Raw genomic sequence first — 24,975 nt, forward strand, 5'->3', positions numbered from 1 at the left:
CGAGGAAGGCGCGATTTTGCTGTAGTCCCGCCATGGGTGTCTCAACCGCTCGTGGAGCGGCGGCTCCGTCGTTTAGTGATTTGAGGTTTACTAAAACCAGAGTAGGTCGCTGCGGGGCGAAAAATCAAGAGTCGATTTCGGCGGGGATAGCTTCGTGCGGGCGATCCCCAGGGGCGTGCGGGGAGGTGTCGCAAAGTCGGACACCCAACTGGCCGGTTGTGGGTGCATGATGAGTCTATGGCTTGGTTTACCTGCTGTTATTGCTGATCCTTCTCTGGTGGTCCGGCCGGTCTCCGCTGGTCTCGGACAGGGATGCGCCGGGGGCGGGCCCCTCGCTTCAGGGGTAGATCCGGACGTTGCAGATACGACTACAGACACTCCTGACAGTAATTGAGGATTGCCATGAAACCCTCTTAGTGATTTATTAGTCACTAACGGTGCCCCTCGATCCGACAACAAGTCGGCTCTGGGTGCGAAATCGCGAAGCAGCTTTTTGAGGAGTCGATGATGAACCTGGGTTGGTGGCTGGAACGTTCCACATGGGAGTACGCAGACAAGACGGCGGTCGTCGACGCGGACGGCACAAGCGTGACGTACCGCGAGCTCCGCGCTGAGTCAAATCGGATCGGCAATGTCCTCGCCGGCTTCGGCATCGGCGTCGACGACGTGGTTGTGACGGCGATGCCGGACAATCACACTCACGTCGCAACGTTCTACGCCACGATCAAACTCGGGGGAGCGTTCAGCGGCCTGAACTACAAGGCAAACGACCAGAAGCTGATCGACGATGTGGCGCGCAGTCAGGCACGCATTGCTGTGGTGTCGCTCGAGTACGTGCGCCTCGCGGATCTTCTCGCCGCGCAGCCGAGCATCGAAACGGTGATTGTGACCGAACCCGGCAACCATGGATATCCGGTGTTGTCCGCTCTCACTGCCGACGCATCCGATGAGCTGCGAATCGTGGACCGAGCAGCCAAGGACATCGCCGCCATCAATTTCACTTCCGGGACTTCCGGAACTTCCAAGGGCGTCATCTTCACCCACGGCACCCTGGGGAACTCCGCCTGGGGAGCTGTCTTCCTGGGCGGCATCACGAGCGAGACTCGCAATGTGTCGCTCGTCGGGATGTACCACAGCGGTGGCATCCACGATTCGATCCGGATGATCATGGCGGGCGGAACCATCCTGTGGAGCGGCGGATGGGACGTCGACAGGGTCGTGGAGATCTTCGAGAAGCGCTCCCCGAATTGGATGTACTGGATCATTCCGACCATGATGCGGGATCTCATGCGTCATCCGCGGTGGGACTCGCTCGACTTGACCGGCTTGCGCACCTATGTTGCCGGCGAGCCGGTTCCGGACGATGTGCGCGACGCACTGCTCTCCAAGGGCGCCCAGGTCGGGAATATGTACGGGTGTACCGAAGCCATGCCGGTCTGCATCCTCGGCCCATCGTTGTACTACGGGGAAGAGTCCGAAGTCCCGGTCGGTTCATCGGGCCATCCGATCCGCGGATTCTCCGAGGTAGTCCTCAAGGACCCCGAATCGGGCGCGACCTTGACCGGCAACGACGTCGAGGGCGAGGTGTGCATCAAGGGCGATGTCGTCACGCCGGGTTACTACCGCGATCCGGAACGTACCGCCGAGGCCTTCGACAGCGAAGGGTATCTCCACACACGCGACCGCGCGTACCGGAGCGCGGACGGCTGGTACTACGTACGGGGTCGAATCGACGACATCATCAATCCGGGTGGCGAAAAACTCTCGCTGCTCGAAGTCGACGCCGCACTGCTCGAGCACCCGGACGTAATCGATGCAGGCTGCATCGGAGTTGCGCACGAACGCTTCGGCGAAGTTCCCGCGGCGTTTGTGCAGATGAGGCCCGGTATCACCGAGGAAGAAGCCAAAGTTGTCCTCGACGCCCACATGATCAGCACGCTCGAACGCTGGAAGCGCCCGCGCCTGTACGTCCTCGTCGACGAAATTCCGCGTACGGCCAAACGCAGCAAGATGCACGGAGCGATGCGTGAACGGGTCCGGGGAATCACCCTCCGCGATGCGGACGGAGTTGTGGGCCTGGCGGCATTGCACTCGACTCAGGACGCAATCGCATGAGTAAGGTGAATTTCAAGAGCCGATTCGCCGACTTGACCGGAGTCATCTATCCCGTGGTGCAGGAGGGCTTGGGGCCCTACAAGTCCGTCGCGCTCGCCGCAGCGGTCTCCAATGCCGGCGGCCTCGGATGCGTGTGTATTCCGGCGCTTACCTTGGGCACCGACGAAGGCGCCAAGGTGCTGCGGGGTTACATCGAAGAGGCCTCTGGACTGACGGATCGCCCGTTCTCCGTAAATGTTCCCGTCGGAACCGCCGAGAACGGAGAGGTACTGCCCTTCAGCGCGGCCTACGTGGGTGCGGTGCTCGATGCTGTCAGAGATTCCGAGATCAGGAAGCGGTTGAGAGTGATCACCACCTCCGCGGGTGCGCCTCGGGTCGTGCGTGATGCGATCGCGGAGAGCGGCCTGATCCACATGCACAAAGTCGGTAGCACGCGCCAGGCCGTCAAAGCCCAGGAGGACGGTGTGGACATCGTCATCGCCTCCGGCTTCGAAGCGGGGGGACACACCCACTCACGCCCGGTCCATACCTTCGTGCTCGGACCCAATGTCGTTGATGCCGTGGATATTCCGGTTCTGATTGCCGGCGGGATCCGTGACGGTGCCACCATGGCTGCTGCTCTCGCGCTCGGTGCGGACGGCGTGGCCCTGGGGACACGATTCGTCGCAAGTTATGAGAACACCGACTGGCACCCCGAATATGCTCGGCGGGTGATCGCCATGCGTGAAGGTGACGATTCGACGGTGCAGGCGATCTACGGTCCATCCCGGATGCTCAGCAATCGAGGTTCGCAGGAGCTCGAGGCGATCAACGCCGCGGGAGAACTCGATCATGACCAGCTGACCAAATGGAAGGACGATCGCCTGCTCGCTGCTCAACGTGATGGTGACCTCGATGGCGGCATTGTTCCGATGGGTCAGGTGGCGAGCGGCATCAAGGAAATGATCCACGTTGCCGAGTTCATTCCCGGGATGGTGGCGGACGCTGCTGCTGTGCTCGAAGGCTTGCGAAGCAGGCTCACGAGCGTCGACGAGTAAAGACGAACCGGAAGTTGTTGTCATTCCCTACCTGATCGACTGGAGACAAAATGCCTTCTGAAAGTGAACTGACTGTACTGCGAGAACAGGTCACCGCAGAGGAGTTGGCGGAGCTCGGTACCGAGCTCGATCGTGACTTCCCTGGTGCCACCGTCGACGAATTTCGGCGCTACCCCGTGCTGTCCGAGGGCGGTTGGTACATGGTCGTCAAACATCAGCCTTCCTTGACCTCGGTAAGCCGCGAACCGTGGAGGCCGCTCGGCCCCGTGTCGCTCACCTCGGAGGGGCTCGTCGTCTGACCGATTTCCTAGTCGGGTGAGCAGCACGACCCGTCGAATGATTCACGCGGACTCGAACCGAGTCGCACGGAAGTACGCTTCACGAGCGAGAAAGGAAAGACATGATTGGCGTTGACGTAGGGGGTAGCTTCACCGACCTGGTGGCCATCCGTGACGGGCAGATCCACACCGTAAAGGTCTCCACGAATGTGGCAGAGCCCCACGAAGCCGTGCTTCAGGGTGCGAAGGAGATCGCTGCGGAGAAGTCGAACGTTTTCAACCATGCCAGTACTCATGGTTTGAACGCGATCATCACCAGAAGGTTGCCGAAGGTCGCCTTCCTGACCACCATCGGCCACCGGGATCTACTCGATGCAGGTCGTGTCTGGCGCCCGGTGGAGGGATTGACCGATCCCGGATGGCGGCGTTCATTCGGTGACGCATCTCGGCCACTCGTGCCTCGCTATCTACGTCGAGGGATCAAGGAACGCCTGACTGCGGACGGCAACGTGCTGATCGAGTTGGACGAGGCGCAGGCACGGGACGAGCTACAAGTGCTCGCGACGAGCGGCGTGCAAGGGGTCGCGATCTGTCTGCTGCACTCGTACGTCAACAACACACACGAGAAGCGCCTGCGCGAACTGGTCCGCGAGGTCCTCGGGGACGTCCCCGTCTCGATCTCGAGTGAGGTATCGCCACTGGCGAAGGAGTACCCGCGAGCCTCGACGACGGTCGTGGATGTCTTCATGAAGTTCATCTACACCGAGTACACCGACAAGCTGGACGCGGGCCTGCGTGGAATCGGATTCAGCGGAGACCTCAACTTCGCGGACGGCGCTGCGCACCTCGTCCCAGCCCAGAACGCCATCAAACATCCGTTCCGAATCGTGTTTTCCGGACCCGCAGCCGGCACCGTATCCAGTGCACATTTCGGAAAGCTGATCGGTGTGTCCGAACTACTGTGCGCCGACATCGGGGGAACCTCCTGCGACATCAGCCTCGTTACCGGCTCACAGCCATTCGTCGACACGACCATCGAGTTGGAGCACGATCTCGTCGTCAACACCTTGTCGAATGAAATCTCGGCGATCGGCGCCGGCGGCGGAAGCATCATCACCATCAACGCTGCCGGCGATCTCCTGGTCGGTCCAGGGGCGGCGGGCGCGAATCCCGGGCCGGCATGCTACGGACTCGGCGGCCAGCATCCGACAACGACGGACACATGCCTCTTGATGGGAATCGTCGACGGTCAGAACTTCGCCGGCGGTCGCTTCTCCCTCGATCCGGAACTGTCCCGTCAGGCATTCGAACGACTGGACACCAACCTCACCCTCGAGCAACGAATTTCCTTCGCCTTCCACATCGGCATTCACAACATCGCCGAAGGGTTGACCAATGTCGCGGTCAGCCACGGCATCGACCCGCGCGACTACAGCCTGATCGCCTACGGTGCAGCCGGTCCGATGCTGCTGCCCGCGACGTTGGAATATGTGAAGGCAAAGGAAATCGTCGTTCCGCCGCATCCTGGACTGTTCTCCGCACTCGGGTTGGTGAGCTCGGATCTCGTCTACGCGGCCAGCAAGAGTGCCTATCACGTCCTGAGCGCGGACGTGGCAGACGAGGTAACGAATATTTTCCGTGAGATGGAAGATGAACTGCGGACCAGTATCCCTGAGGCGCAGCGTGACTCGGTGGTGTTCGAGCGCACCTTTGACGGAAGGCTCGTCGGCCAGTCGTGGGAAACGCCATTCGTGAAGGCGCCCGCCGGCGACCTCACCGCCGACAGCATCGAGCAGATGATCGAAGCCTTCCACGACACCTACCTCGAGCGTTCCGGGAACCGATTCGAGTTCATTCCGGTCCAGGCAGCGACCTTCCGGGTTCAAGCTGTTGCGCCCACTCCGAAGGTCGAGTACCCGATTGTGGAATCCAGGGCCTCCGGCAGCCCCGAACCAACAGGCACGACGACCATCAAGTACTTGACGGCTGATGACATCCAAGCACATGTGTATGAACGTGCGACGCTGATGGCGGGGGATATCATCAATGGCCCAGCTGTCATCCGTGAGGCTTTGTCGACGACATTTGTCGTTCCGAATCAGCAAGCCACCGTCGGTCAGTACGGCGAGCTCCACATTCGTCAGCTCTGATCCGGCAGCAACCCGTACACCAAAGTCTGAGGAACTTCACTCATGTCCACATCATCATCGAACTCGATCGCCTTGCGCGATCTGGACGGCCAAGAATTCTCTGCGCGCTACAACTGTGACCGCTTCACGGCGACGGTGCTGTCCAACCGGATGAGGTACATTCTCGAGCATCTCAGTACGCGTATCCTGACCAATGCGTTCTCGCCGATTCTGCGCGACTGGTACGACTTCAACGCAACGATCTCCGGTCCTCCCGAACTGAACTACCAGATGCCTGCGGTCGGCAACAGCTTGGCAGCGTTCTTCGGTTCGATGTCCGAAGCCGTCCGCATTACGATCGAGGAGTTCGGCCCCGAAAACCTGCGTCCGGGCGACATCATCGCCGCCAACGACCCTTACCGGGTCGGCACCCACGTCAACGACGTCTGCTTCATCCGCCCGGTTTTCGCCGGTGACCGTATCGTTTCGTTCGTATCGGTGAAAGCCCACCAGCTCGACATCGGTGGAGTAGTCCCCGGCGGCTTCAGCGCCACGAAGCACAATGTGTTCGAAAACGGCCTCGTTCTCGCCCCGATTCTTCTCTACCGGGACAACAAGCCGGTGAAAAGCACGTTCAACCTGCTGTTCGACAACTCGAGGTTCGGCGGAATCATTCTGCCGGACATCAAGACCATCGATCAGAGTCTCCAGTTTGGTGAGCGGTTGATCCTGGAAAGCGTCGAAAGATACGGCATCGACGCCTATTTCGGTGCGATCCGCTACGCAGTCGACTCGTCGGCCGAGTCGATGGCCGCGGCACTGAACAAGGTCGCCGACGGCACGTACACCGGCGTCGGATACATCGATGCGGATGCGGTGGACCAATCCCGCGAGTACGAGATTCACCTCACTCTCACCAAGGTGGGGGATCGGCTCGAAGTCGATTTCAGCGGCACTTCGCCTCAGGCCCGCACAAGCATCAACGCGGCCGCGCTGGATGCGAAGTCCGCGGTGGTGATGGCGCTGAAGTTCCTCATCGACCCCACTACCCCGTACACCTCCGGAGCCTTCCGGAATATCGATGTGGTGCTGCCTGCCGGCACCGTGGTCAGTGCTACCCCCCCGGACGGCGCGATCTTCATGTACTGGGAAGCTACGCAACCTCTGATGAAAGCCGTCTTCGAGGCGCTCGACTCCGCACTCGGGAAGAACGCGGTTGCCGGTGACTTCGGTTCCATGGGCATCCACAACGCCTACGGCCTCACCGATACCGGGCAGCCGTGGGGCAGCATGGCCGTCGGTGGCGGCGAGCACGGGCCGTGGGGGGCGACGAAGGAGGGCGACGCCGACAGCTACCAGTCGTTCTACCAAGCCAACGGAATCGACCCCGCCATCGAGTCGATCGAATCCGACAACCCGGTGGTGATCCTGCGCCGTGAGTACGTCGAGGACTCCGCAGGCTCCGGATATCACCGCGGTGGTGCCGCCGTGCGCAAGGACACGATGTACCTCACCGCGGCAGAGCATTGGACCACCCTCCTGTCCACGAAGAAGGCTCCGGGAATTGGTGTCTACGGCGGCGGTGACGGTGTCGCCGGCGCGGCGTGGCTGTTCCCCGATGAGGTCGCCCGAGTCGCCGAACGTCAGGATCTGATCGCGACCCACGACGAAATCTATGCCCGGTCTACACCGGTCACCGGTGTCATGGATCCCGAATCGAAGGTGCTCGACCCGTCCGGCGAGTACTTCTACTACGGGGACAACCCTATCTGGCAGACCACTCCGAACAGCGTCTTCCGCTATCAGACCTGTGCCGGCGGCGGTTGGGGTAACCCCCTTGACCGGGAACCGGAACGCGTTCTCGACGACGTACGCAACCTCTATGTCAGCATCGCGGGAGCGGAACGCGACTACGGCGTGGTCGTCATCGGCGATCCACTTCACGACCCTGAAGGTCTCGAGCTCGATCTGGACGCAACCGAAGCATGCAGGGCGCGACTTCGAGTCGGACGATAACCGGGAAGGAACTCCATCGGGGACGGCACTCGGTCGGTGTTCGAGTGCCGTCCCCGACTGCCGCCTCCTCGCCCCCCGACCTCGCGACCCGAGACATCTAAAATGGGGTGTTCGCATTGCGAGGAGAGCCATGGGCATGTGAAGGGTCGCCCGAATTCCGCACCTGTACGCACCGCGGACGGTTCGATGCGGACATCGTCGCCGAACTCGCGGCGGAGGGCTTCGAGAACGCTCGTATAGTCGGTCGAGGCGGCTTCGGTGTCGTCTATCGCTGCCGACAACCGGCGCTCGACCGGATGGTTGCCTCAGGTACTGAACCCAGACCTAGATGTTGCGGGTCATGACGTTGTAGACACCGGCATAGGGAGGGACTGAGCGAAGGGGACGGGTCTTGCGCGGCAGGATGAGAAGTACCACCAACGCATCCGCCGACAGGAAGAACCCGACCGCGACGCACCGTAACGCCCCCGCTGTCCATCGAGGGACGCCGCCTCGTCCAGCGCTGCCAAACCCGCCCGATCTCCCACGTCGCCGCCGAAATGGGCATCTCCCGCGCCTGTGCCAGCAAATGGGTACACGCCACCGCCAGTTCGGCGAACTCGGTCTCCTGGACCGCCCCAGCGTGCCGCACCACCAACCCATCGCCATCCCGGCCGAGGTCGTCGCCCGGATCGAGCAGCTGCGACGCGAGAAGAAGTGGTCGGCGCGGCGCATTGCCCTCGAACTGGCCGTCGACGGCGCCCGGATCGCGGTGCGCACCGTCAGCCGACATCTGGCCCCCCTCGGCGTGAACCGGCGCAGGTTCCTCGACCCGGCCGGAGACAGTATCGCGAACCGCAGCGGATCCTCGCGCGCTGTCCCGGCACGTCGAACCTTTGGGGCTGGTTCGTGATGGGCAACGTACCCAAGTAGATTGGGGAAATGGGTATTCATACCGATTCGGCCCCGAAATGGTTTGTCGAGGCACTCGCCGCGCGGGTCGAGACCGGCCACGTCACGGTAGACGGGTTGACCATTGCATACCGCGCCTGGGGTAAGGAAGGCGCGCCCGGGATCGTGCTGGTGCACGGCGGTATGGCGCATTCTCACTGGTGGGACCACATCGCACCTCAACTCGCCGAGGGGCGCCGCGTGGTCGCCTTGGACCTGAGCGGGCACGGCGACAGCGATCACCGCGACAGCTACGGACTTGAGCCGTGGACACGCGAGATTCTCGCCGTCGTCGATGACGCTGGGATCACCGGTCCGCCCGTGTTGGTGGGTCACAGTATGGGCGGGATCGTGTCGTTCGCGGCGTCACGCCTGTACAGCGAGTCGTTCGCGGGCGTCGTCCTCCTGGATTCGCCGATCCGGGACATGACGCTGGAAGAGGAAATGCGAGCGCAGGGGGCTCCTACCCGGACCGAGCGGAAGACCTATCCGACAGCGGAGGAGGCTCTGGCCCGGTTTCGGCTCGTGCCGCCGCAAGAGGACGCCGAGCCGTACGTGATCGATCACATCGCGCGGCAGTCCATGCGGCAGGGGCCGGACGGTTGGTACTGGAAGTTCGACACTTTGCGCATCGGGCGGGAGCGCCCCATCGGGAACGTCGTATCGAAGTGTCGCGTGGCCTACTTCCGGTCGGAGCACGGCGTCGTGACCACGGATCTGCTTGCGCAGATGCGCGAGCATTTCGGTCCCGATGCGTTGGTGACCGAGTTGCCGGCCGCCGGCCACCATCCGATGATCGATCAGCCGCTGGCCGTGGTCGCCGCGGTGCGGACCGTGCTCGAGGCGTGGGACCTGCCGTAATTTCTCTCGTCGGACTGACAGACCGCCGTCGTCGGCATAGATGAATAGCTTCCGGCCCTGGCGTCGAACAACGCCGTCGCCCGTCGCGACGGCGTTGTTCGGCACATACCGCGTGTTGGCCCTCGCGACCGTACTGTCACGCCAGTTCAGTCATCGTGCGCAGGGGAGATCGATTCCAGCGCAAGGTACTTCGTTCCTGTCCGAAGAGGCTCAGGATAAGTCCGATCAAGATCATCGCCGCGACCAGGAAGATCAGGGCGGAGGTGAAGCCCATTGCGCTCAGGAGAGCGGCGAGGATGAAGGTGCTCGCGAAGGTCATCATGCGGGCGATGGTGTTTGCTGTTCCCGCGCCGAGGGCTCGTCGGCGGCCGAACTTTGCTCCGACAGCGGCATCGGCGACGCACGGCGCCCGGCGGGGTGCGCGCACCATGGTCCCGTGTCCCTGTGCCGCGCACACCCACGTGCGGGTTCCGCCCGGAGTGTGCTCGTTCCCGGTAGCGGCCGCCCCGGAAGCACGTCGACGCCGGGCACTCCTACGCGCCCACCTACATTGGGCACCTCTCCTGAGGATCATCTTGATGGATAATCGTGCTTATCCATCATGGACGGTTGGAGCTCGTCGGCGGCACTTCTCCTCGCAGCGCCGTGATCGACACCGCAGCGCACGTCAGTACCCGGGTGCCGAATCGGCGGGGCGAAGATGGCCCCCCTTGATCGCGGCGCCGGGCACGGACTCGGGGGCCGGCGGCACGAGCTTGCAGCGTCGCGCGGGCGTGATGGTTCGACTCCCGGTGCTACCCAGCCGTGGGCAGGTACGGGTAGGGAACCTCACGGCGTCGGTGTCCGTTCGGTAGAGTTTTCGTGTCACCGTCATCCCCCCTGCACGGTGACCGAGGCCCCGCCGGAGTTGCCCCCCAAACTCTCTCCGGCGGGGTTTCTCAGTTCGATCTCGCCGATCTCGACCGAGCGTGCGACACTGCATGACGGCCGGTTCGGACTGCGCCGTGCAGGGGGTTGCGCAGTGCGGGGGGTTGCGCAGTGCGGGGGGTTGCGCAGTGCGGGCCGGCTCTTGTCGTCTTCCGTGCCCGGAGTCCCGTCGGCGCTTCCGCTGATGGAACCGGATCATCCACGCACCGGGAGGGTGGCGGTGTCCCCGGCGGAATGGATCGACGCACGCTGCTGGAAACATGCGTGCATTGCATGCACGCTACGCATGCAACCTTGCGTCGCGAGGGGCCGAGCTTTTAGTTCGGCACCACCGCCTCGGGTCTGCGCACTCGGTAGGCGCTTGTTCTGCTTGTGGTCGAGGTCCTCGGCCCAATCCGCAGCACAGCCGCGTTCGTACTCGCTACTCCCCCGGCTCGACGCTGCGTCGCAGGCAGGGCCCTCAGTCCTGATCGTCCAGCGATGCGAAACGAACGTCCCGCCAGAATTCGCACAGCAGGGCCAACGACCTGTGCTGATCCCATTCCCGCAGCGCCGTCACATACCGGGCATGTTGGGCGGTGTCGCGTTCGACGCTGAGTTCGAGGACGGGAAAGTCCAGCCGCCGCATGGCTTCGGCGACCATCACTCGGACCGCTCTACCGTGGAAATCCTCGAACGGATGCACGTGCAGTGCCTGAGCCTCCAGGTAGGCGAGGGCTTCGAGTTGAAGCTCGACGTCGCCGGCGCAGTAGTCGAGTCGGCCGGTGAAGCTGTGGAACAGCTCCCGCATCTGTCGGTCCACATGGATGTGTTCCGGCGGATAGTGGCCTCCTACCCGGACCGGCTTCCTGCGCCACCTGCCGGCGATGTCGGGCATCACGTCGATCAGGATCCGGCGATGGAACTCGCGGAGCAGATCCACGTCCATCGCCTCGTCGGCGAAGTGACCGGAGGCTACCTCGTCGAGCAGCCGGCGCAGCGGCTCGGCGATCAGATCGGCGACCTCGTGGTAGGTCTTCGTACCGAACAGCGTCTCGAATTGGCGGGTGCTGCCGGTATCGACCGGCTCCGCCGGCTCACCCACCGGTCGCTGCTGCTGCGCGGGTCCGTGCGTGCACGATCAGCGCGAGCCCAGCATGGCGCGCTGGCGGTGCCGTGCCTGCTCGATCCACCGGTCGGAGACCGGCTCGCCTTCCATCGCCATGCTGTGGATCACGTGATCGACCACGGCGGCGCGCCGCCGATAGACCTTCTCCTCGGTAGGCAGCGCACGCCACCGTGCGACCAGTGCCCGAACGTCGTGTGTGGTCACGGCGTGCTCCCTTCCGTCTCGATCCGGTCCGTTGTACCCCCATGATGGCAGGCGGTGGCGACAGCGAGCAATCGAGACGGGCTGTGCCGGCCTGCGGACATGCGCGGACCGCGGCGCTGTCGGCGCCGTGGTGTAGGCACAGCTGGACGACGAGACGGCGGATGTGCCTGTCGCGCCCACCGGGGTAGGGGGATCGAATGGTTGTGCTTCTCATCTTCAATGTGCTCGGAATCCTGGCCGCGCTCTTCTGTGCGCACAGGTCGTATCGCCGTTACGGCCGCCCGGTTCGGGCGGTGGCGGCCGGCGTCGGAGGGCTTCTGATTCTTCCGCTGATCGTCGTGGTGGCGGTCGCTGCGGCCACCCCGCGAGCATCGCGTATTGGGTAGTGAAACGGGGTCGTAAAAAGGCGAAAAGTGCAGTTCAGATGGCATTTCTCTGCGCACTGATCGAGTAAGATCGATCTTGAAACGTTCCCGGAATCGGGGGAACTCCGCCCAGGGTCGGGCGCAGTCGAGGAGGTCGCGTGGCGGACGAGAACGCCAACCAGGACACGTTCGGAACCGAGGATCAGGGAGGGCACAATGGCACCGCAGAGCGAGGAATTCACCACGCAGGTCGAGGGAATCGACCTGACGATCGCGGCCGAGACCAGGCGAATCTTGGTCGAGTGGCTGGGAATCGACCCGGCGACCGAGCAGGAGCAGATCGACCGGGAAGCGCTGCGCCTGCAACAGATGACCGAGGACGCGGCCGAGCAGTTCGAGCAGGCGACCCCGACGGCCCCGGACGCGACGTACCAGGACGCGGTACGCGCCAAGGAAACAGCGTGGCGGGCAGCTCGGGAGATGGTGCTGGAAGGCGAGCTGTATCCGCAGGTGACACCCGAGATCCGAGAGGACTGGGAGCGATTCGAGGAGTGGGCCGACCAGGAAATCGAGAAGGACTGGGGAGCCGCCCGGACAGCGCAGGACCCGGATCGGTGGCGGACCCGGAACGTGAAGCCGAACCCGGCCGCGGGACGAGTAGTGGAACGGGTGTGGCTGGCGAAGCCGGGATGGTTCCTGTCGCTGGCGGAGGCACTGATCGCGCAGCGGATCGAGGACAACCAGCCGGTGCCGATGACCTCCCGCGATCCGCTCGCGGACGAGCTGGCGGCACTGATCGAGGACGAGATGCGGCGCAACCCGCCGCAGGACCCCGATCTGCCGTTCTGATCCAAGCGCAGTGGGCGCAAGTTCGCGATGAACTGTTCGGCCTGCGTAAACAGGGCGAGAAGCTCGGTGATCGCCTGGCCAAGTCCGCAAAATCCCTGGCCACGGCCCAGGAACGCGGTCTCGATCGCGGTATCGACCTCAACGGTCAGCGCGTCACCACGTTCACCGAACAACTCGAACGGCTCCGTGGGCAGTGGCGGGAGCTACGGGCGCAGGAGAACCGGCTGCGCCACGAGCTGCACGCCCTGGGCATCGACCCGGAGGCTGTTCCCAAGCAGACGGTGCGCGAGGTCGCGGCCGCGCAGCCGGTCTGGCGTGAGCATCCCGCGACCGAGCGGCAGCTGCGGACCATCGAGCGTCTGGCAGCGGAGACGAACGTGCCGTTCGTGCTCGACGAGGGCATCACCAAAGGTCAGGCCCATGATCTGATCGCCTCGCTGCTGGCCGGCAACCTGCCGCTGGCGCAATTCACCGACCGTCCCGCAGGGCCGATGTTCCTCCCGGCCGCGGCACCGGCCGAGCCGACACCGCAGGACCCGGCCGCTGCCGAGGTGTCCCGGAGCGAGGAACCGCAGGTCGAGCAGGCTCGGCAGCCGCGGCCGCGGATCGATCCGCTGGCCGAGGTCGAGCGCCGGTTGCTCGAGACCCTGGCCGAGCCGGACGCCGACGCCGATGCCGCCGCGAACCCGCAGGTCAACACCGCCGCGCAGTTCCTGTCGTGGGCGGATGGGCATTTCAAGGTCAAGGCCCAGGTCGCCCTGGCCGATCTGATGGCCGATCGGGATTCACTCACCGACGAGATGTTCCTGGTGTGCCGGTCGATCCTGGCGGATCCGAAACGCTGGGGCGAACTCGGGCACCGCGCCGCCGAGGCGTACTGGCAGGCCCGCACCGGTGAGCCGGTGCAGCATCCGGTCACCGCCGAAACCGTCGACACGATCGTCGATGCCCGCGCCAGCGAGGACCGCGCGATCGAGGAGGACTTCCTCGACACCACCCAGCACGTTTTGGACGCGCAGGAGCCGGCCGAGCTGGAGACCGCCGAGCAGCGCAGCGAGCACGTCGAGGCGGTGCAGGACGGCATCGACCAGGCCGCCACGGTCGAGGTCGAGCAGTGGTGGGCGCGGGGTCGCGCCGCCTACGACCCGGCCGACCCGCTGACCATTCCGCAGCCGGACGTCGATCCCGAGGTCGCTGCTGCGCTCGAGGCGGTGCGCGGTCGCAAGGCTCGCGACGAGATCCGCAGCCAGTGGTTCGCCGGGGTCGAGCAGGGACGCCGCGAGGCCACCGCTGAGGAACGTCAGGCTCTGGTCGCCGAGGTCGCCGTGGATCCCAGACTCATCGCCACGGTCGAGGGCCGGCGCCCGGACTACTTGCCGGCCGTGGCCCGTTCCGCGGCCCAGAGCCTGATCGCCGAAGCCGCCCGCGAGGCATCCCCACTGCGGCAGGCCGCAGCGAAGGTGCTGCTCGAGCACCACCCGCTGCCAGCCGAGCTGTACGAGCGGGCCTACGCCGAATGGGAGCGCATCCACGGCCCCGAACTGACCTGGGACCAGGACACCGCCGCGGAGTGGACGGCGTGGATGACCAGGCACGCCCAGCGTGACCCACTGCTCGGATCGTGGGCCGGACTGCCGATGCACACGCACACCCCGATCATCGAAATCGGCATCGAGACCGCGTTCGAGGTCATGACCGAGGAACGCCCTGATCTCATCGCCGCCACCGCGGGCATTCCCGCCGAGCGTCTCGCTGCGGAGATGCGCGGGAACATCATCCCGAACCTGCCCCCACCCGAGCCGTCGGATCTTGCCGCTCTGTTCGGTGACGGGGCCGCATACTGCGCCCTGCGGTTGAACGACCGCCCGAACAGCAAAGTCAGCTTCTTCCCGATCCGGGGCTGGGATTACACCCTCGACGGGGGCGGCACCTCCGTCACCTGCGGCCGCAATGCACGGGCGGCGATCGGGGCGCTGCTCGACGCACGCAACATCGAGATCCCGGAGTGGATCGAACGTGCCTACCGGCCCTACGCCCAGGCCCGCGCCACCGTGCTGACCAGGGCGATCGACTACGCCCGGAACAACGAGTTCTACCACGCTGCCGCCCGTGCGGACCTGCTGTGGAAGTACAACGAAACAGGCACCTTCGTTGCCTCCCACTCGCTCATCAAGGACGTGCGTAGCGGCATCATCGACCAGCTGCGCAGCGATTTCCCGGCCGAGACCGCACTGCTCGACAGCTACGGCATCGATCTGGACTGGACCCTCGACAACGACGTGGACCCGAAGGTCCTGCGTGACATTCGGGCAGCCGGGAACGACCTCTACAGCCTCACCCCCGCCGACCTGACCTTCGCCGGGGCCGGAGATGTGGTCCTCGGTGACCCCGACGGCCGACACGTCACAGTCCGCTCCGGGTGGGCACCGAACAGCAGCGAGCACATCACCTACGTCGATGGCCAGCCCCGGCCCGAGCTGACGATGCGGGACGCGATCGCCGACGCCCGCGCCGTGCTCGCCGACGCCCGCGCCGTGCTCGCCGCCGAACGCGACGGCGAGCAGCTCGACCCGGACCACACCGCCGAGACCGAAGCCCAGCACGACACCGACACCGACACCGAGGCAGAACCGCAGGTTAGTGAGGAGGCCGAACCGCCCTCCCCTCGAGTCGTAGCGCCTGCGATCGACGACGCAGGCGCGGTGATCTTCGAAGAGGTCGAATCGGCTCCCACCGAGCCATCGGACCCGGCCCCTGCCGCCCCTGCCGCCGATGCGCCCGCGACCGCGTGGGTGCTCACCGATCCCCTGATGGTCGGCCCCATCGGGCCGGTCGCCGCGCCGACCCCGGCCCCTGAACCTGCCACGACCACCGACGCGACTCCGGCACCGGACGCGGAGACGACCACCGAGCCGGACACTGCCGCCCCGACCGACGAGGCGGCGCAGAGCGCCCCGGCCCCGGACACCAACGAGCTGGTCGTTCCCGAAACCGATTACGGCGAACCGCTGTCGAGTCCCCTGTGGCGGGACACGAGCCAGCTGGTGCGGGTCCGCAAGGAATCCGGCGCACACGTGTGGGTCTCCCGCGCCACCGCCGCCGAGTACGCCGCCGCTGCCGGCGTCGAACCACAGACCGCCGTTGACCAGCCACGACCCGGGGCCACACCTGCGGCCGCGGCCGAGACCCAGGCGGAGACCCAGGCCGAGCAGTCCACCACTGTCACCGAGACCGGCGAACCGGCCACAGATGCCGCTGCCGATGCCGCGGCCGCAGCACAGCCCGCCGTTGACCAGCTACGACCCGGGGCCACCGCCGCGGCGGCGGCGGCGGTGCGTGCAGTGCCGCCGACCGTCGATGCGCAGGACTTCACCCTCGGCACCGAGGTGCTGGTCCCGACCGGGGCGAAGGCCCGGGCGCGGGCGAACATCGCCGCCCTGCGTCTGGTGCGCCGGCTCGAGGAGCAGCAGCGACCGGCCACCGCCGACGAGCAGGCGGTGCTGGCGCAGTGGTCCGGCTGGGGAGCGGTCCCGGAGGTCTTCGACAACCGCCCGAAGATGCTCGCGCAGTGGGGCGACGAGCACGCCGAACTGCTCGATCTGCTCGGGGAGAAGGGTTTCGCGCAGGCCCGTGCGACCACCCTGAATGCGCACTACACCGATCCGGCGATCGTCGCGGAACTGTGGCGGGCGGCGGCGCGGGCCGGACTGCCAGACGGTGCGCTTTTGCTCGAACCTGGTTGCGGGGCCGGTCATTTCGTCGGCACCGCCCCGGAGAAGGTGCGTATGGTCGGCGTCGAGATCGAGCCGATCAGCGCGAAGATCGCGCACTACCTGTATCCCTCGCAGCAGATCCGCAATCACGGCTTCGAACGCAACTTCGCCCCTGAGAACACGTTCACCGGGGCGATCGGCAACGTCCCTTTCGGCAAGTTCGCGCCCGTCGATCCGATCCACAACCCGGGCGGGTTGTCGATCCACAACCACTTCATCGCCAAATCCCTCGCCCTGACCGCGCCCGGTGGCTACGTCGCCGTGGTGACGAGCATGTTCACCTCGGACGCCAAACGCGCCGAACAGCGCGCCGCGATCATCGCGAAGGGTGATCTGATCGGTGCGGTGCGTCTGCCCACCGGCGCGTTCGACCGGCAGGCCGGCACCGACGTGGTCACCGACGTGCTCATCTTCCGCCGCCGCGAGGACGGAGCCACCCCCACCGAGGACACCCTCGACTGGGCCACACCCGCCGTGCAGGTCGCCGCGGTCGACGCCAAGACCGGTGAGCAGGCGCGGACCTGGATCAACCCGTACTTCGCGAAGTACCCGGATCGGGTGCTGGGCACCCTCACCGTGGGGGGCGGCATGTATGCCGGGGGCTCGCTGCGGGTCACCGCGCACACCGGCGCCGCCCTGGCCGAGCAGCTGCGTACCCAGCTCGATCCGCTCATCGACCGGGCCGTCGCCCGCGGTCTCGGGTTCACCGCCCCGGCCCCCGATCCGGCGGGGGTCGAAGCGTTCACCACGCCGGGGCTGCGCACCGGAACAGGTCTCGACTCCAACGAGGTGCTGCCCGGTGCGATGCGATTCCACGAGACCGAGAACCGTTTCGAGCAGTTCACCCTGGGCCGGGGCTGGGCCGAGGCCGGCTGCCGCGGCAAGGACCTCGCCGAGCAGTGGAAGGTGCTCATCGCTCTCGGTGAGACGGTGATGGAGCTGGCCGAGGCCAGCCGCTCCCGCAGCCACACCGTCGCCGACCGCGACGTGATCCGCGCCCGGCTGAACTCGCTCTACGACCGTTACGTGCGCAGGTGGGGACCGCTGAACCGGTTCAAGCTCACCGACCCGACCCCGCTGTCGGACGAGAAGATCGCCGCTCGCCTGGACAAGGCGATCACCGAGTGGCGGATCAAGACCGGCCGCGACGAGGCTATTGCCGACGGTCTCGACCCGACGCAGGCCGGCCCCTACACCGGGTCGATTCCCGACGAGGTGCTCGAGGAGCTGCGCGAGAAGGCGGCCGAGCAGCCGCAGCCGCGGCGGTATTCCGCGCATCTGCAGGGCGCGATCGCTCGTGATCCACGCCTGGGCATGGTGCTGGCGATCGAGAACTTCCAGTCGCGCTTCGACGGCAGCGAGGCGGTGGCGACCAAGACGGCGATCTTCACCGAGGACACCACCCCGTTCAAGGACAAGGCCACCGCCGCCGCCGACCTCGACGAGGCGTTGGCGATCTGCTTCGACGAACTCGGACACATCGCCCCGCACCGGGTCGCCGAGTTGCTGAACCTGTCCGTCGAGGACGCCCTCGACCAGGCCCAGGGTCGGATCTATCCGTCCCTGCACGCCGACGACCAGTGGGAACTCGCCACCGTCGCGTTGTCCGGGCAGGTCCGCGACAAACTCACCCTCGCCCAGGTCAAAGCTGCCACCGATCCCCGCTACGCCCCGCTGGTGCAGGCCCTGGAATCGGTGGTGCCGGCGGATGTGGACCCCGCCGACATCGGGGTGCGCATCGGCGCGACCTGGGTGCCGATCGAGGACTACCGGGCGTTCCTGATCCAGGAGTTCGGGCTGCGCCCGGACCGGCTCACCGTCGAGCACGACGCGATCAGCGGCAGCTGGGAGATCTCCACCGACCAGAAAAGCCGCCACGAGTTCTCCAGCGGCTATCCCGACAAGTACGGCACCGGCCGGCTGCCCGGGGTGAAGATGTTCGAGCTGCTCGCCAACAACAAACCCATCCAGGTCAACAAGACCGCCGACGAGCTCGAGCGCTCCCCCAAGCCGCGGTTCCATGTCAAGCTCACCGAACAGGCCCACGCCTCCGCTGGTGCGCTGCAAGAGCGGTTCGAGAAGTGGTTGTGGGAGGACGGCGACCGCTATCTGCGCCTGGCCGCCACCTTCAACGAGCGCTACAACTCCTACGTCAAGCCGGTCCACGACGGACGCAGCAAGACCTTCCCCGGCCTGAACCCGAAATACACGCCCTACGACTACCAGGCCGCAGCGGTGCAGCGGTTCCTGCACGACGAGACGATCCTGCTCGACCACGTGGTCGGAGCCGGCAAGACCCTGACGATCACCGCCTCGTGCATGGAAGCCACACGCCTCGGACAGATCCGGCAGCCCTGGATCGTGGTGCCCAACCACCTGCTGGCGCAGTGGGCGGTCGAGGCCCGCGACGCCTACCCGAACGCCAACATCCTCGTCGCCGCCGAACTGGACGGGCGCGATGACCGGCAACGCTTCGTCGGGCAGAGCGCCGTCGGGGACTGGGATCTGGTGATCGTGCCGCAGTCGGTGTTCGGCAAGATCGCCATGCGCCGCGAAGCGCAGATCGAGTACCTCGAAAGCGAACTCGCCGAACTACGGCAGGCTCTCGACGCCGCCAACAGCCAGGGCGCGGAGTTCACGGTCAAGCAGATCGAGAACGCGATCAAGGCCGCCGAAGGGCGCATCGAGAAGATCATCGACGCCAAGGCCACCGACGACGGGCTGACCTTCGAGCAGTCGGGCTGCGATTTCTTGTTCGTCGACGAGGCGCACGACTACAAGAACCTCACCCGCCCGTCCAACAGCGCCGACCTGTCGGTGCCGACCGGCTCCCAGCGCGCCACCGACCTGGAGATGAAAGCCAAGTATCTGCGGGAGCAGGCCCGCGTGCGCAACGCCGAGCAGGGGATGCCGCACGCCCCGGCCAAGGCGATCGCGTTCGCCACCGGCACCCCGATCACCAACTCGCTGTCGGAGATCTGGGTGATGACCAAGTACCTGCGCCCGGACCTGCTGCACGAGGCCGGTCTCGGGCGCATCGACAACTGGGCGGGCACCTTCGCCAAGTCGGTGTCGGTGGCGGAGATGAACGCCACCGCCACCCGCATCCAGATGAAGACTCGCATGGCCGAATACGCCAACGTGCCGCAGCTGGTGGCGATGTTCGACCAGTTCCGGGACGTGGTGACCGCCGATCAGATCCCGGTGCGCCTGCCCACCCTCGACGGCGGCACCCCGCAGATCGTCGAGTTCGACATGGGCCCCGACGCCGTCGACGCGATGGCCGACCTGGATGTGCGCATGGGCATGATCCAGGGCGATCGGATGGACCTGGACAACAGCCTCAAGATCGCCACCGACGGGCGCAACCTCACCATGCACCCCTCGCTGGCGAACCTCGCCCCACCGGAGCCGGAGCACAGCCGCATCGAACACGCCGCCGAGCTGATCTGGCAGGTCCACACCGACCACGCCGACCTGCGCATCCCGGCCGACAAGTACGGCCCCGAGATGACCGGGGTGTTCCAGCTGGTGTTCTGCGACCGCGGCACCCCCAAGGCCGGCGCCGGCCCCCGGGCCCGCAATCTCTACACCGAGCTGCGCGACGCCCTGGTCGCTCGGGGCATGAAGCGCGAAGAGATCGCGTTCATGCACGACTACGAGGGCCCCAAGGCCAAAGCGAGGCTGGTCGAAGCGTGTGCGGACGGGCGGATCCGGGTGCTGCTCACCTCCACCAAGAAGGGCGGCACCGGCCTGAACGTCCAGCGGGCGCTCAAGCAGATGATCAACCTCGACCCGGCGTGGACCGCCGCCGACATGGAACAACGCCTCGGCCGCATCATCCGCCAGGGCAACGTCCACCAGAGCGTCCGCGTGGTCAACATGGTCGCCCGCCGCTCCTTTGATGCGATGATGTACCAGTACGTGGCCCGCAAATCGAACTTCGTCGCCATGATCCGCAAGGCCGACGTGCCCCCCACGATGGAAGACCTCGGCGGCGACCTGACGGTCTCGTGGGCGCAGAGCAAGGCCGCCGCCACCGGCGATCCGGTCTTCGTCGCGCAGGTCGAGGCCGACCAGCAGGTCGCCGACCTCGAAGCCCGCCGCGACGCCGTCCTCAACGCCAACGCCGCCCGCAGCGCCGCGATCCGGGCCTTGAGCAAGTCCATCACCACCGACGAGAACCGGCTGCCCGAAGTCCGGGCGATGGTCGACAAGCTCGCCGCGTGGAACACCATCGACGACCGCGCCACGAAGATCTGGCACTTCCCCCACGCCGCGATCCCCGACTCGGAAACCGCCGATCTGGCCGACGCGCTGCGAAGCTCGTTGATCCGGCTCGAGGACGAGGTGACCCGCAGCAACGACGAGGTGGTCTTCGGGGCCATAGGCGGCGTGCCCCTCGAACTCGGCTACACCCAGGTCCTGGGCCAGTTCTACGTCTGTGTCGGCGAGGAGATCGCCTGGTACGAACGCGACCGGTTCCTCAACGCGGTCGAGAAAGCCAGTGGGGCGCAGGGGATGCTGACCACCCTCCGCAATCTCGCCGAGAAGGCCACCCGGCAGGTGCCGGTCATCGAAGCGCGGATCGAACACAACCGGGGCCGGCTCGCCGACGCCGAGGCCGAACCGGAACTCGAGTTCACCGAGACGGACGAACTCGACGCCGCGAAACTGCGGGCCGAAGAGCTGCGGCTGGAAGTCAACGCCCGCGAGAACTCCCCCGACGCACTGCGCCGATCCCGCGACGAACGCGAGCGCCGGGCCGCGGACGGGCAGTACCCGCAGTGGACCCTCGACCTGAACCCCACCGATGCGTGGGCCGAACACCGCGGCATGAGCAAGTCCGACCTCATCGCCTCGGTCCCGGCCCGCATGGCCGCCGCCCGGCAGGAATGGCTCGACGGCGCCGAGCAGCGCGACGCGAACCGCAAGGCCGACCCGTGGGTGGCTCTCGACGAGACCGAAGCGAGCTGGCAGTACGGCTTCGACGCCGGCACCGGCCGGCCCGGTGCCCGAGTGTACTGGGACGACCGGCAATGGCACCTCGAAGCCTGGGACGGCGACGGCGCGATCGACCGTGAAGCCGTCAACACCCGAGGCGAGGCATTCAGCATCGGCACCCGCGTGGTCGAACAGTTCGCCGCCGACCGGCAGATCCCCCGCGAGGCGATCCACCAGGCCAGCCTCGACCGCCGCGAACGCCTCGACAACGCCGCGTCCCCCACGACGGTGGAACCGACCGCCGCGGTGGTCGAACCCGCCGACGCGATCGTGGAGCCGACCGAGACGATCAGCGCCGCCACCGGCACCTTCGAGCTCGATGACACGCTCGCACACGGATTGCGTGCCGCAGGCGACGTTCGCCCACTGCACAAGTTCAATCCCCACGGCACGCGGCCGCAACAGCAGCAGCACATCGACCCGATGCAGCAGTACGAAGCCGAATACGGAGGCGGGTACGAGGAAGACGGCCGCGCCGTCTGACCGCGTCTCTAACCTCGACACCACCGGTGGGGCAGGACCCGACGGTCTTGCCCCACCACACCACCGACCAGGGGGAACCTGTGACACCACGCAAGACCGAAGCCGAAGCCCGCGCCGCCGTCGCCGCGATGGAACCGATCATGGCCATCGAAGGCCGCGAGATGAGCGACGCCGACAAGGAACTGCTGGTCGAACTGATCCAAGGCACCACGACCATCGACGAAGTCACCAAGATCATGGCTCGCGAAGCCGGCTACGAGATCGACTGACATGGCCCCGCGCTACTCCCGCGAATGGCTCGACTACTTCATCCCCGACACGGTCGACTGGCACCCGGACGGAATGCCCGACACCAGCCGCGCCGTGATGAAAAGCCTGGTCCTGCGATCGGACAAGTGGCCGCACGGCATCCCCGACGCCGACCTGCTGCACCGCACCGAAGGCGTCATCAGCTACCTGCGCATGCAGGAGCTGGCCGACGATCCGATCCCCGGCCGGTTCGACCTGCCACACTTCCAACGCATCCACCACCACCTGTTCCAGGACATCTACCCCTGGGCCGGGCAACTGCGCACCGCACCACGGGACTGGCCGATGGTCAAGATGGGGCCGGACGTCGCCGCCGTGCGCAACGGTCAGCGCCGGGTCACCGAGATCCCGCATTCGTACTTCAAGGCCCGCGACGTCCCCGAGGCCAGCGCCCTGGTTCTCGAGCGCATCGCCGCCAAGGACAACCTCCGCGGACTCGGACGAGAACAGTTCCTCGACGAGCTGACGAAAGTGTGGCTGCGGATCAATCACGTTCACAGCTTTCGTGAGGGCAACACCCGTACCCAATTCGCGTTCTTCCGGCAGCTGTGCACCGAGGCCGGCTACACCCTTCACACCGACCGCTTCATCGCCGTCAAGAAGGCCGACCTCGCCAGCAACCCTCTGCTCGGAGACCTCCGCGAGCAATTCGTCTGGGGGCGCTTCGAGTACATGCAGACCGGCGACACCCGCCTGATGCGCGAAGTACTCGACATGGCGATCACCGACCCCACCGACCCACTGCCCGTCGGCCCGATCATCGACCACGGCGTCGACCTACGCGCCATCGCCGCCGCGACCCTCGGCCACCCCCGGCCCGTCCGGGCAAGAACCCCCGGCACTGCCGCGCCAGACACCCCCGCCGCGACCGTGGACCTGCCCCACAGGCACCACACGAGCCACGACCTCGACCCGTAATTCGAATACCGCATCAGACGGAAGAAACAGATATTCGGAATAGTGCCGGGGGTGCATTCAGTAGACCCCGATCGGCTCCATCACTGCTTCGAGGGCAAGCTGGCGCGCAGCGGTGGCGCGGCAGCCTCACGGCCACCCCTGCCGCGCAGCTATCGCCCCGTCTGCGAGGCCCCCGGCTCCCTTGTGGGCCACTGCACCCCGAACAAGACCGGCCCGGTATGCGGCGGGATCAGAATTTCGGCCCCACATAAACACCGGTACGTCCGGTGACCCATCGCCCCCGACGGCCGCCGAGTCGTCTCGCATGAACAGGGAATCCACCCCACCGCCACACGATTCGGCCCCAGATCATGCCCCGCTGGGCACATCTCCGGAGCGCGCTCGTACGCCACCACCCCCCGATTTTCGCACATACTTTCGAACCCTCGCTATGATCGGGGTGCGGCAGGTCGATGGAGGGGCGTCAACGGCGGTCTTCGGGAAGCGTCGGCCTGCCGCTGTTCGTCAGCGCGCGGGGGCCGCTACCTCTCCGAACCCGGTGAACACCGTCACCGGGTCCGGGCCGGGGATCCCGGAGAATCCTCGAGCCGAGAGGGGGAGGTAGCGGCCCCTTGCTCGCCGCTGATCGGGACTGTAGCGCACCCGTCGGCCACCTCGCGCCGCGCCCGCATCGCACTGTCGAACGGCTCCATCGACGTGCAGGCCACTACGATCGTCGCAATCACGGCCGGCCGGAGGGATGAAGATGAGCACAGCTGCACTGCCTCGATCCGCGATGTCGACCCTGAATATCGCCGGGTACGCAGTGGCCTGTGTCGCGAGCCTCGTCCTCATCGTGGCCAGCCCGGCCCCTGGGGAGTGGCGCAAACTCCGGTCAACTCGCTGACCTTCAACGGCACCGACGGCACGATCACCCTGATTGCCGGCTGCGTCGCCGGAGCGAGCCTGCTGCTCCGCGCCGTATGGGATTCCCTCTGGCCGTTCGTGGTAGCCATGCTCGCCGGAGTCGTCTGCGCCGTAACGGGGTTTGTCGACATGTCGCGAGGTCAGGCACTGTTCAGCGACGACCAGATGTTCGTGTCGGTCGGCTGGGGACTGTGGCTGCTGTGCATCGGATCCGTCGCTCTTTTGCTCGGCGTCGCCCTGTGCGCGATCACCCAGGCGAGGAACAGCGACTGGACCATCGGCGCCGAGCTTCGGGAACTCGCCGGAAACCCCCGCGAGTTGACGTTCGCAATCGCATCCGCACTGTGCGCCATCGCCACGATCATCCTGGTCCTCTGGGCCATCAGCGTCTGACCTCTCTGGCAGTGAACCCCCGACATGTGATCGGTACGTTTGCCCGGAGGCGATCTCTCCCGGTCTCAGGCATCTCGTTCCCCCGAGATTGTGTATGGCTTCGCCACGGAGGACGTGTGAAGTGAACAGCAGGGCAATCGAATGCCGGTCCGGCAGTGCTGTCGGCGGCCGGGGGCTTTGATGGGGCGGCGGACGCGTCTACGGCCGCGGCCGCGAGTCTGCATGAGTGGCCAGGTTATCCCGCACTTTCGGAGCACGGCTCAGTTGTAGGACGACGAGTGTGGCGAACGCTCTTGTCGTCCTTGCCGGTCGGATGGGCGCGGGTGTTCGTCACGGCGATCAGATATGCCGGAGCGAGCACCGCAGTAGC

The 24,975-nt window shown here is 65.9% G+C and carries 14 protein-coding genes and 1 pseudogene; 12 read left to right on the forward strand and 3 right to left on the reverse strand.

Annotated elements, in window-relative coordinates; translation table 11 throughout:
- Positions 1–504 precede the first annotated feature (504 nt).
- From M1M07_RS10790 to M1M07_RS10820, 7 genes and pseudogenes are all read left to right on the forward strand, one after another.
- Complete coding sequence (locus tag M1M07_RS10790) at positions 505–2,115, forward strand: class I adenylate-forming enzyme family protein (protein ID WP_248674148.1); 1,611 nt, start codon at positions 505–507, stop codon at positions 2,113–2,115.
- Positions 2,112–3,152 carry a nitronate monooxygenase family protein gene (locus M1M07_RS10795; protein ID WP_248674149.1) on the forward strand — a complete coding sequence of 347 codons (1,041 nt, stop codon included), beginning with the start codon at positions 2,112–2,114 and terminating at the stop codon, positions 3,150–3,152. Before M1M07_RS10790 ends, M1M07_RS10795 begins: the two co-directional genes overlap by 4 nt.
- 50 nt (positions 3,153–3,202) lie before the next feature.
- Entirely contained in the window at positions 3,203–3,451 is a 249-nt protein-coding gene (locus tag M1M07_RS10800; RefSeq protein ID WP_248674150.1) for a hypothetical protein, read from the forward strand.
- Positions 3,452–3,552: 101 nt separating this feature from the next.
- Complete coding sequence (locus tag M1M07_RS10805) at positions 3,553–5,580, forward strand: hydantoinase/oxoprolinase family protein (RefSeq protein WP_248674151.1); 2,028 nt, start codon at positions 3,553–3,555, stop codon at positions 5,578–5,580.
- Between the two features lie 42 nt (positions 5,581–5,622).
- A complete protein-coding gene (locus M1M07_RS10810) occupies positions 5,623–7,575 on the forward strand; it encodes a hydantoinase B/oxoprolinase family protein (protein WP_248674152.1) in 1,953 nt (650 codons plus the stop codon).
- A 403-nt stretch (positions 7,576–7,978) separates the two neighbouring features.
- Positions 7,979–8,439 (forward strand): annotated as a pseudogene (locus M1M07_RS10815) (leucine zipper domain-containing protein); the annotation flags it as partial.
- A gap of 57 nt (positions 8,440–8,496) precedes the next feature.
- On the forward strand, positions 8,497–9,366 hold the full coding sequence (locus M1M07_RS10820; protein ID WP_248674153.1) for an alpha/beta fold hydrolase: 870 nt from the start codon (positions 8,497–8,499) through the stop codon (positions 9,364–9,366).
- Between the two features lie 136 nt (positions 9,367–9,502).
- On the opposite strand, the gene M1M07_RS10825 is transcribed toward M1M07_RS10820, so the two are convergent.
- The 3 genes from M1M07_RS10825 to M1M07_RS10835 all read right to left on the reverse strand — a co-directional run bounded on the left by M1M07_RS10825 (position 9,503) and on the right by M1M07_RS10835 (position 11,605).
- The gene (locus tag M1M07_RS10825) at positions 9,503–9,796 is read right to left on the reverse strand and encodes a hypothetical protein (protein ID WP_248674154.1); all 294 of its coding nucleotides are present in this window, start codon (positions 9,794–9,796) and stop codon (positions 9,503–9,505) included.
- 957 nt (positions 9,797–10,753) lie between these two features.
- Positions 10,754–11,377 (reverse strand): Fic family protein, encoded by a 624-nt coding sequence (locus tag M1M07_RS10830; protein ID WP_248674155.1) that lies wholly within the window; start codon positions 11,375–11,377, stop codon positions 10,754–10,756.
- 36 nt (positions 11,378–11,413) lie between these two features.
- Positions 11,414–11,605 carry a hypothetical protein gene (locus M1M07_RS10835; protein WP_248674156.1) on the reverse strand — a complete coding sequence of 64 codons (192 nt, stop codon included), beginning with the start codon at positions 11,603–11,605 and terminating at the stop codon, positions 11,414–11,416.
- A gap of 581 nt (positions 11,606–12,186) precedes the next feature.
- Here M1M07_RS10835 and M1M07_RS10840 point away from each other — a divergent pair.
- From M1M07_RS10840 to M1M07_RS10860, 5 genes are all read left to right on the forward strand, one after another.
- Positions 12,187–12,819 carry a hypothetical protein gene (locus tag M1M07_RS10840; RefSeq protein WP_248674157.1) on the forward strand — a complete coding sequence of 211 codons (633 nt, stop codon included), beginning with the start codon at positions 12,187–12,189 and terminating at the stop codon, positions 12,817–12,819.
- Positions 12,820–13,205: 386 nt separating this feature from the next.
- Complete coding sequence (locus M1M07_RS10845; RefSeq protein ID WP_248674167.1) at positions 13,206–22,079, forward strand: helicase-related protein; 8,874 nt, start codon at positions 13,206–13,208, stop codon at positions 22,077–22,079.
- Between the two features lie 80 nt (positions 22,080–22,159).
- Entirely contained in the window at positions 22,160–22,348 is a 189-nt protein-coding gene (locus tag M1M07_RS10850) for a hypothetical protein (RefSeq protein WP_029547296.1), read from the forward strand.
- A 1-nt stretch (position 22,349) separates the two neighbouring features.
- Positions 22,350–23,306 (forward strand): Fic family protein, encoded by a 957-nt coding sequence (locus M1M07_RS10855; protein ID WP_248674158.1) that lies wholly within the window; start codon positions 22,350–22,352, stop codon positions 23,304–23,306.
- 696 nt (positions 23,307–24,002) lie between these two features.
- Positions 24,003–24,605, forward strand: coding sequence for a hypothetical protein (locus M1M07_RS10860; RefSeq protein ID WP_248674159.1), 603 nt, complete (start codon positions 24,003–24,005; stop codon positions 24,603–24,605).
- The last annotated feature ends 370 nt before the right edge of the window (positions 24,606–24,975 follow it).

The sequence above is a fragment of the Rhodococcus sp. HM1 genome (genome assembly GCF_023218075.1).
Taxonomy (GTDB): domain Bacteria; phylum Actinomycetota; class Actinomycetes; order Mycobacteriales; family Mycobacteriaceae; genus Rhodococcus.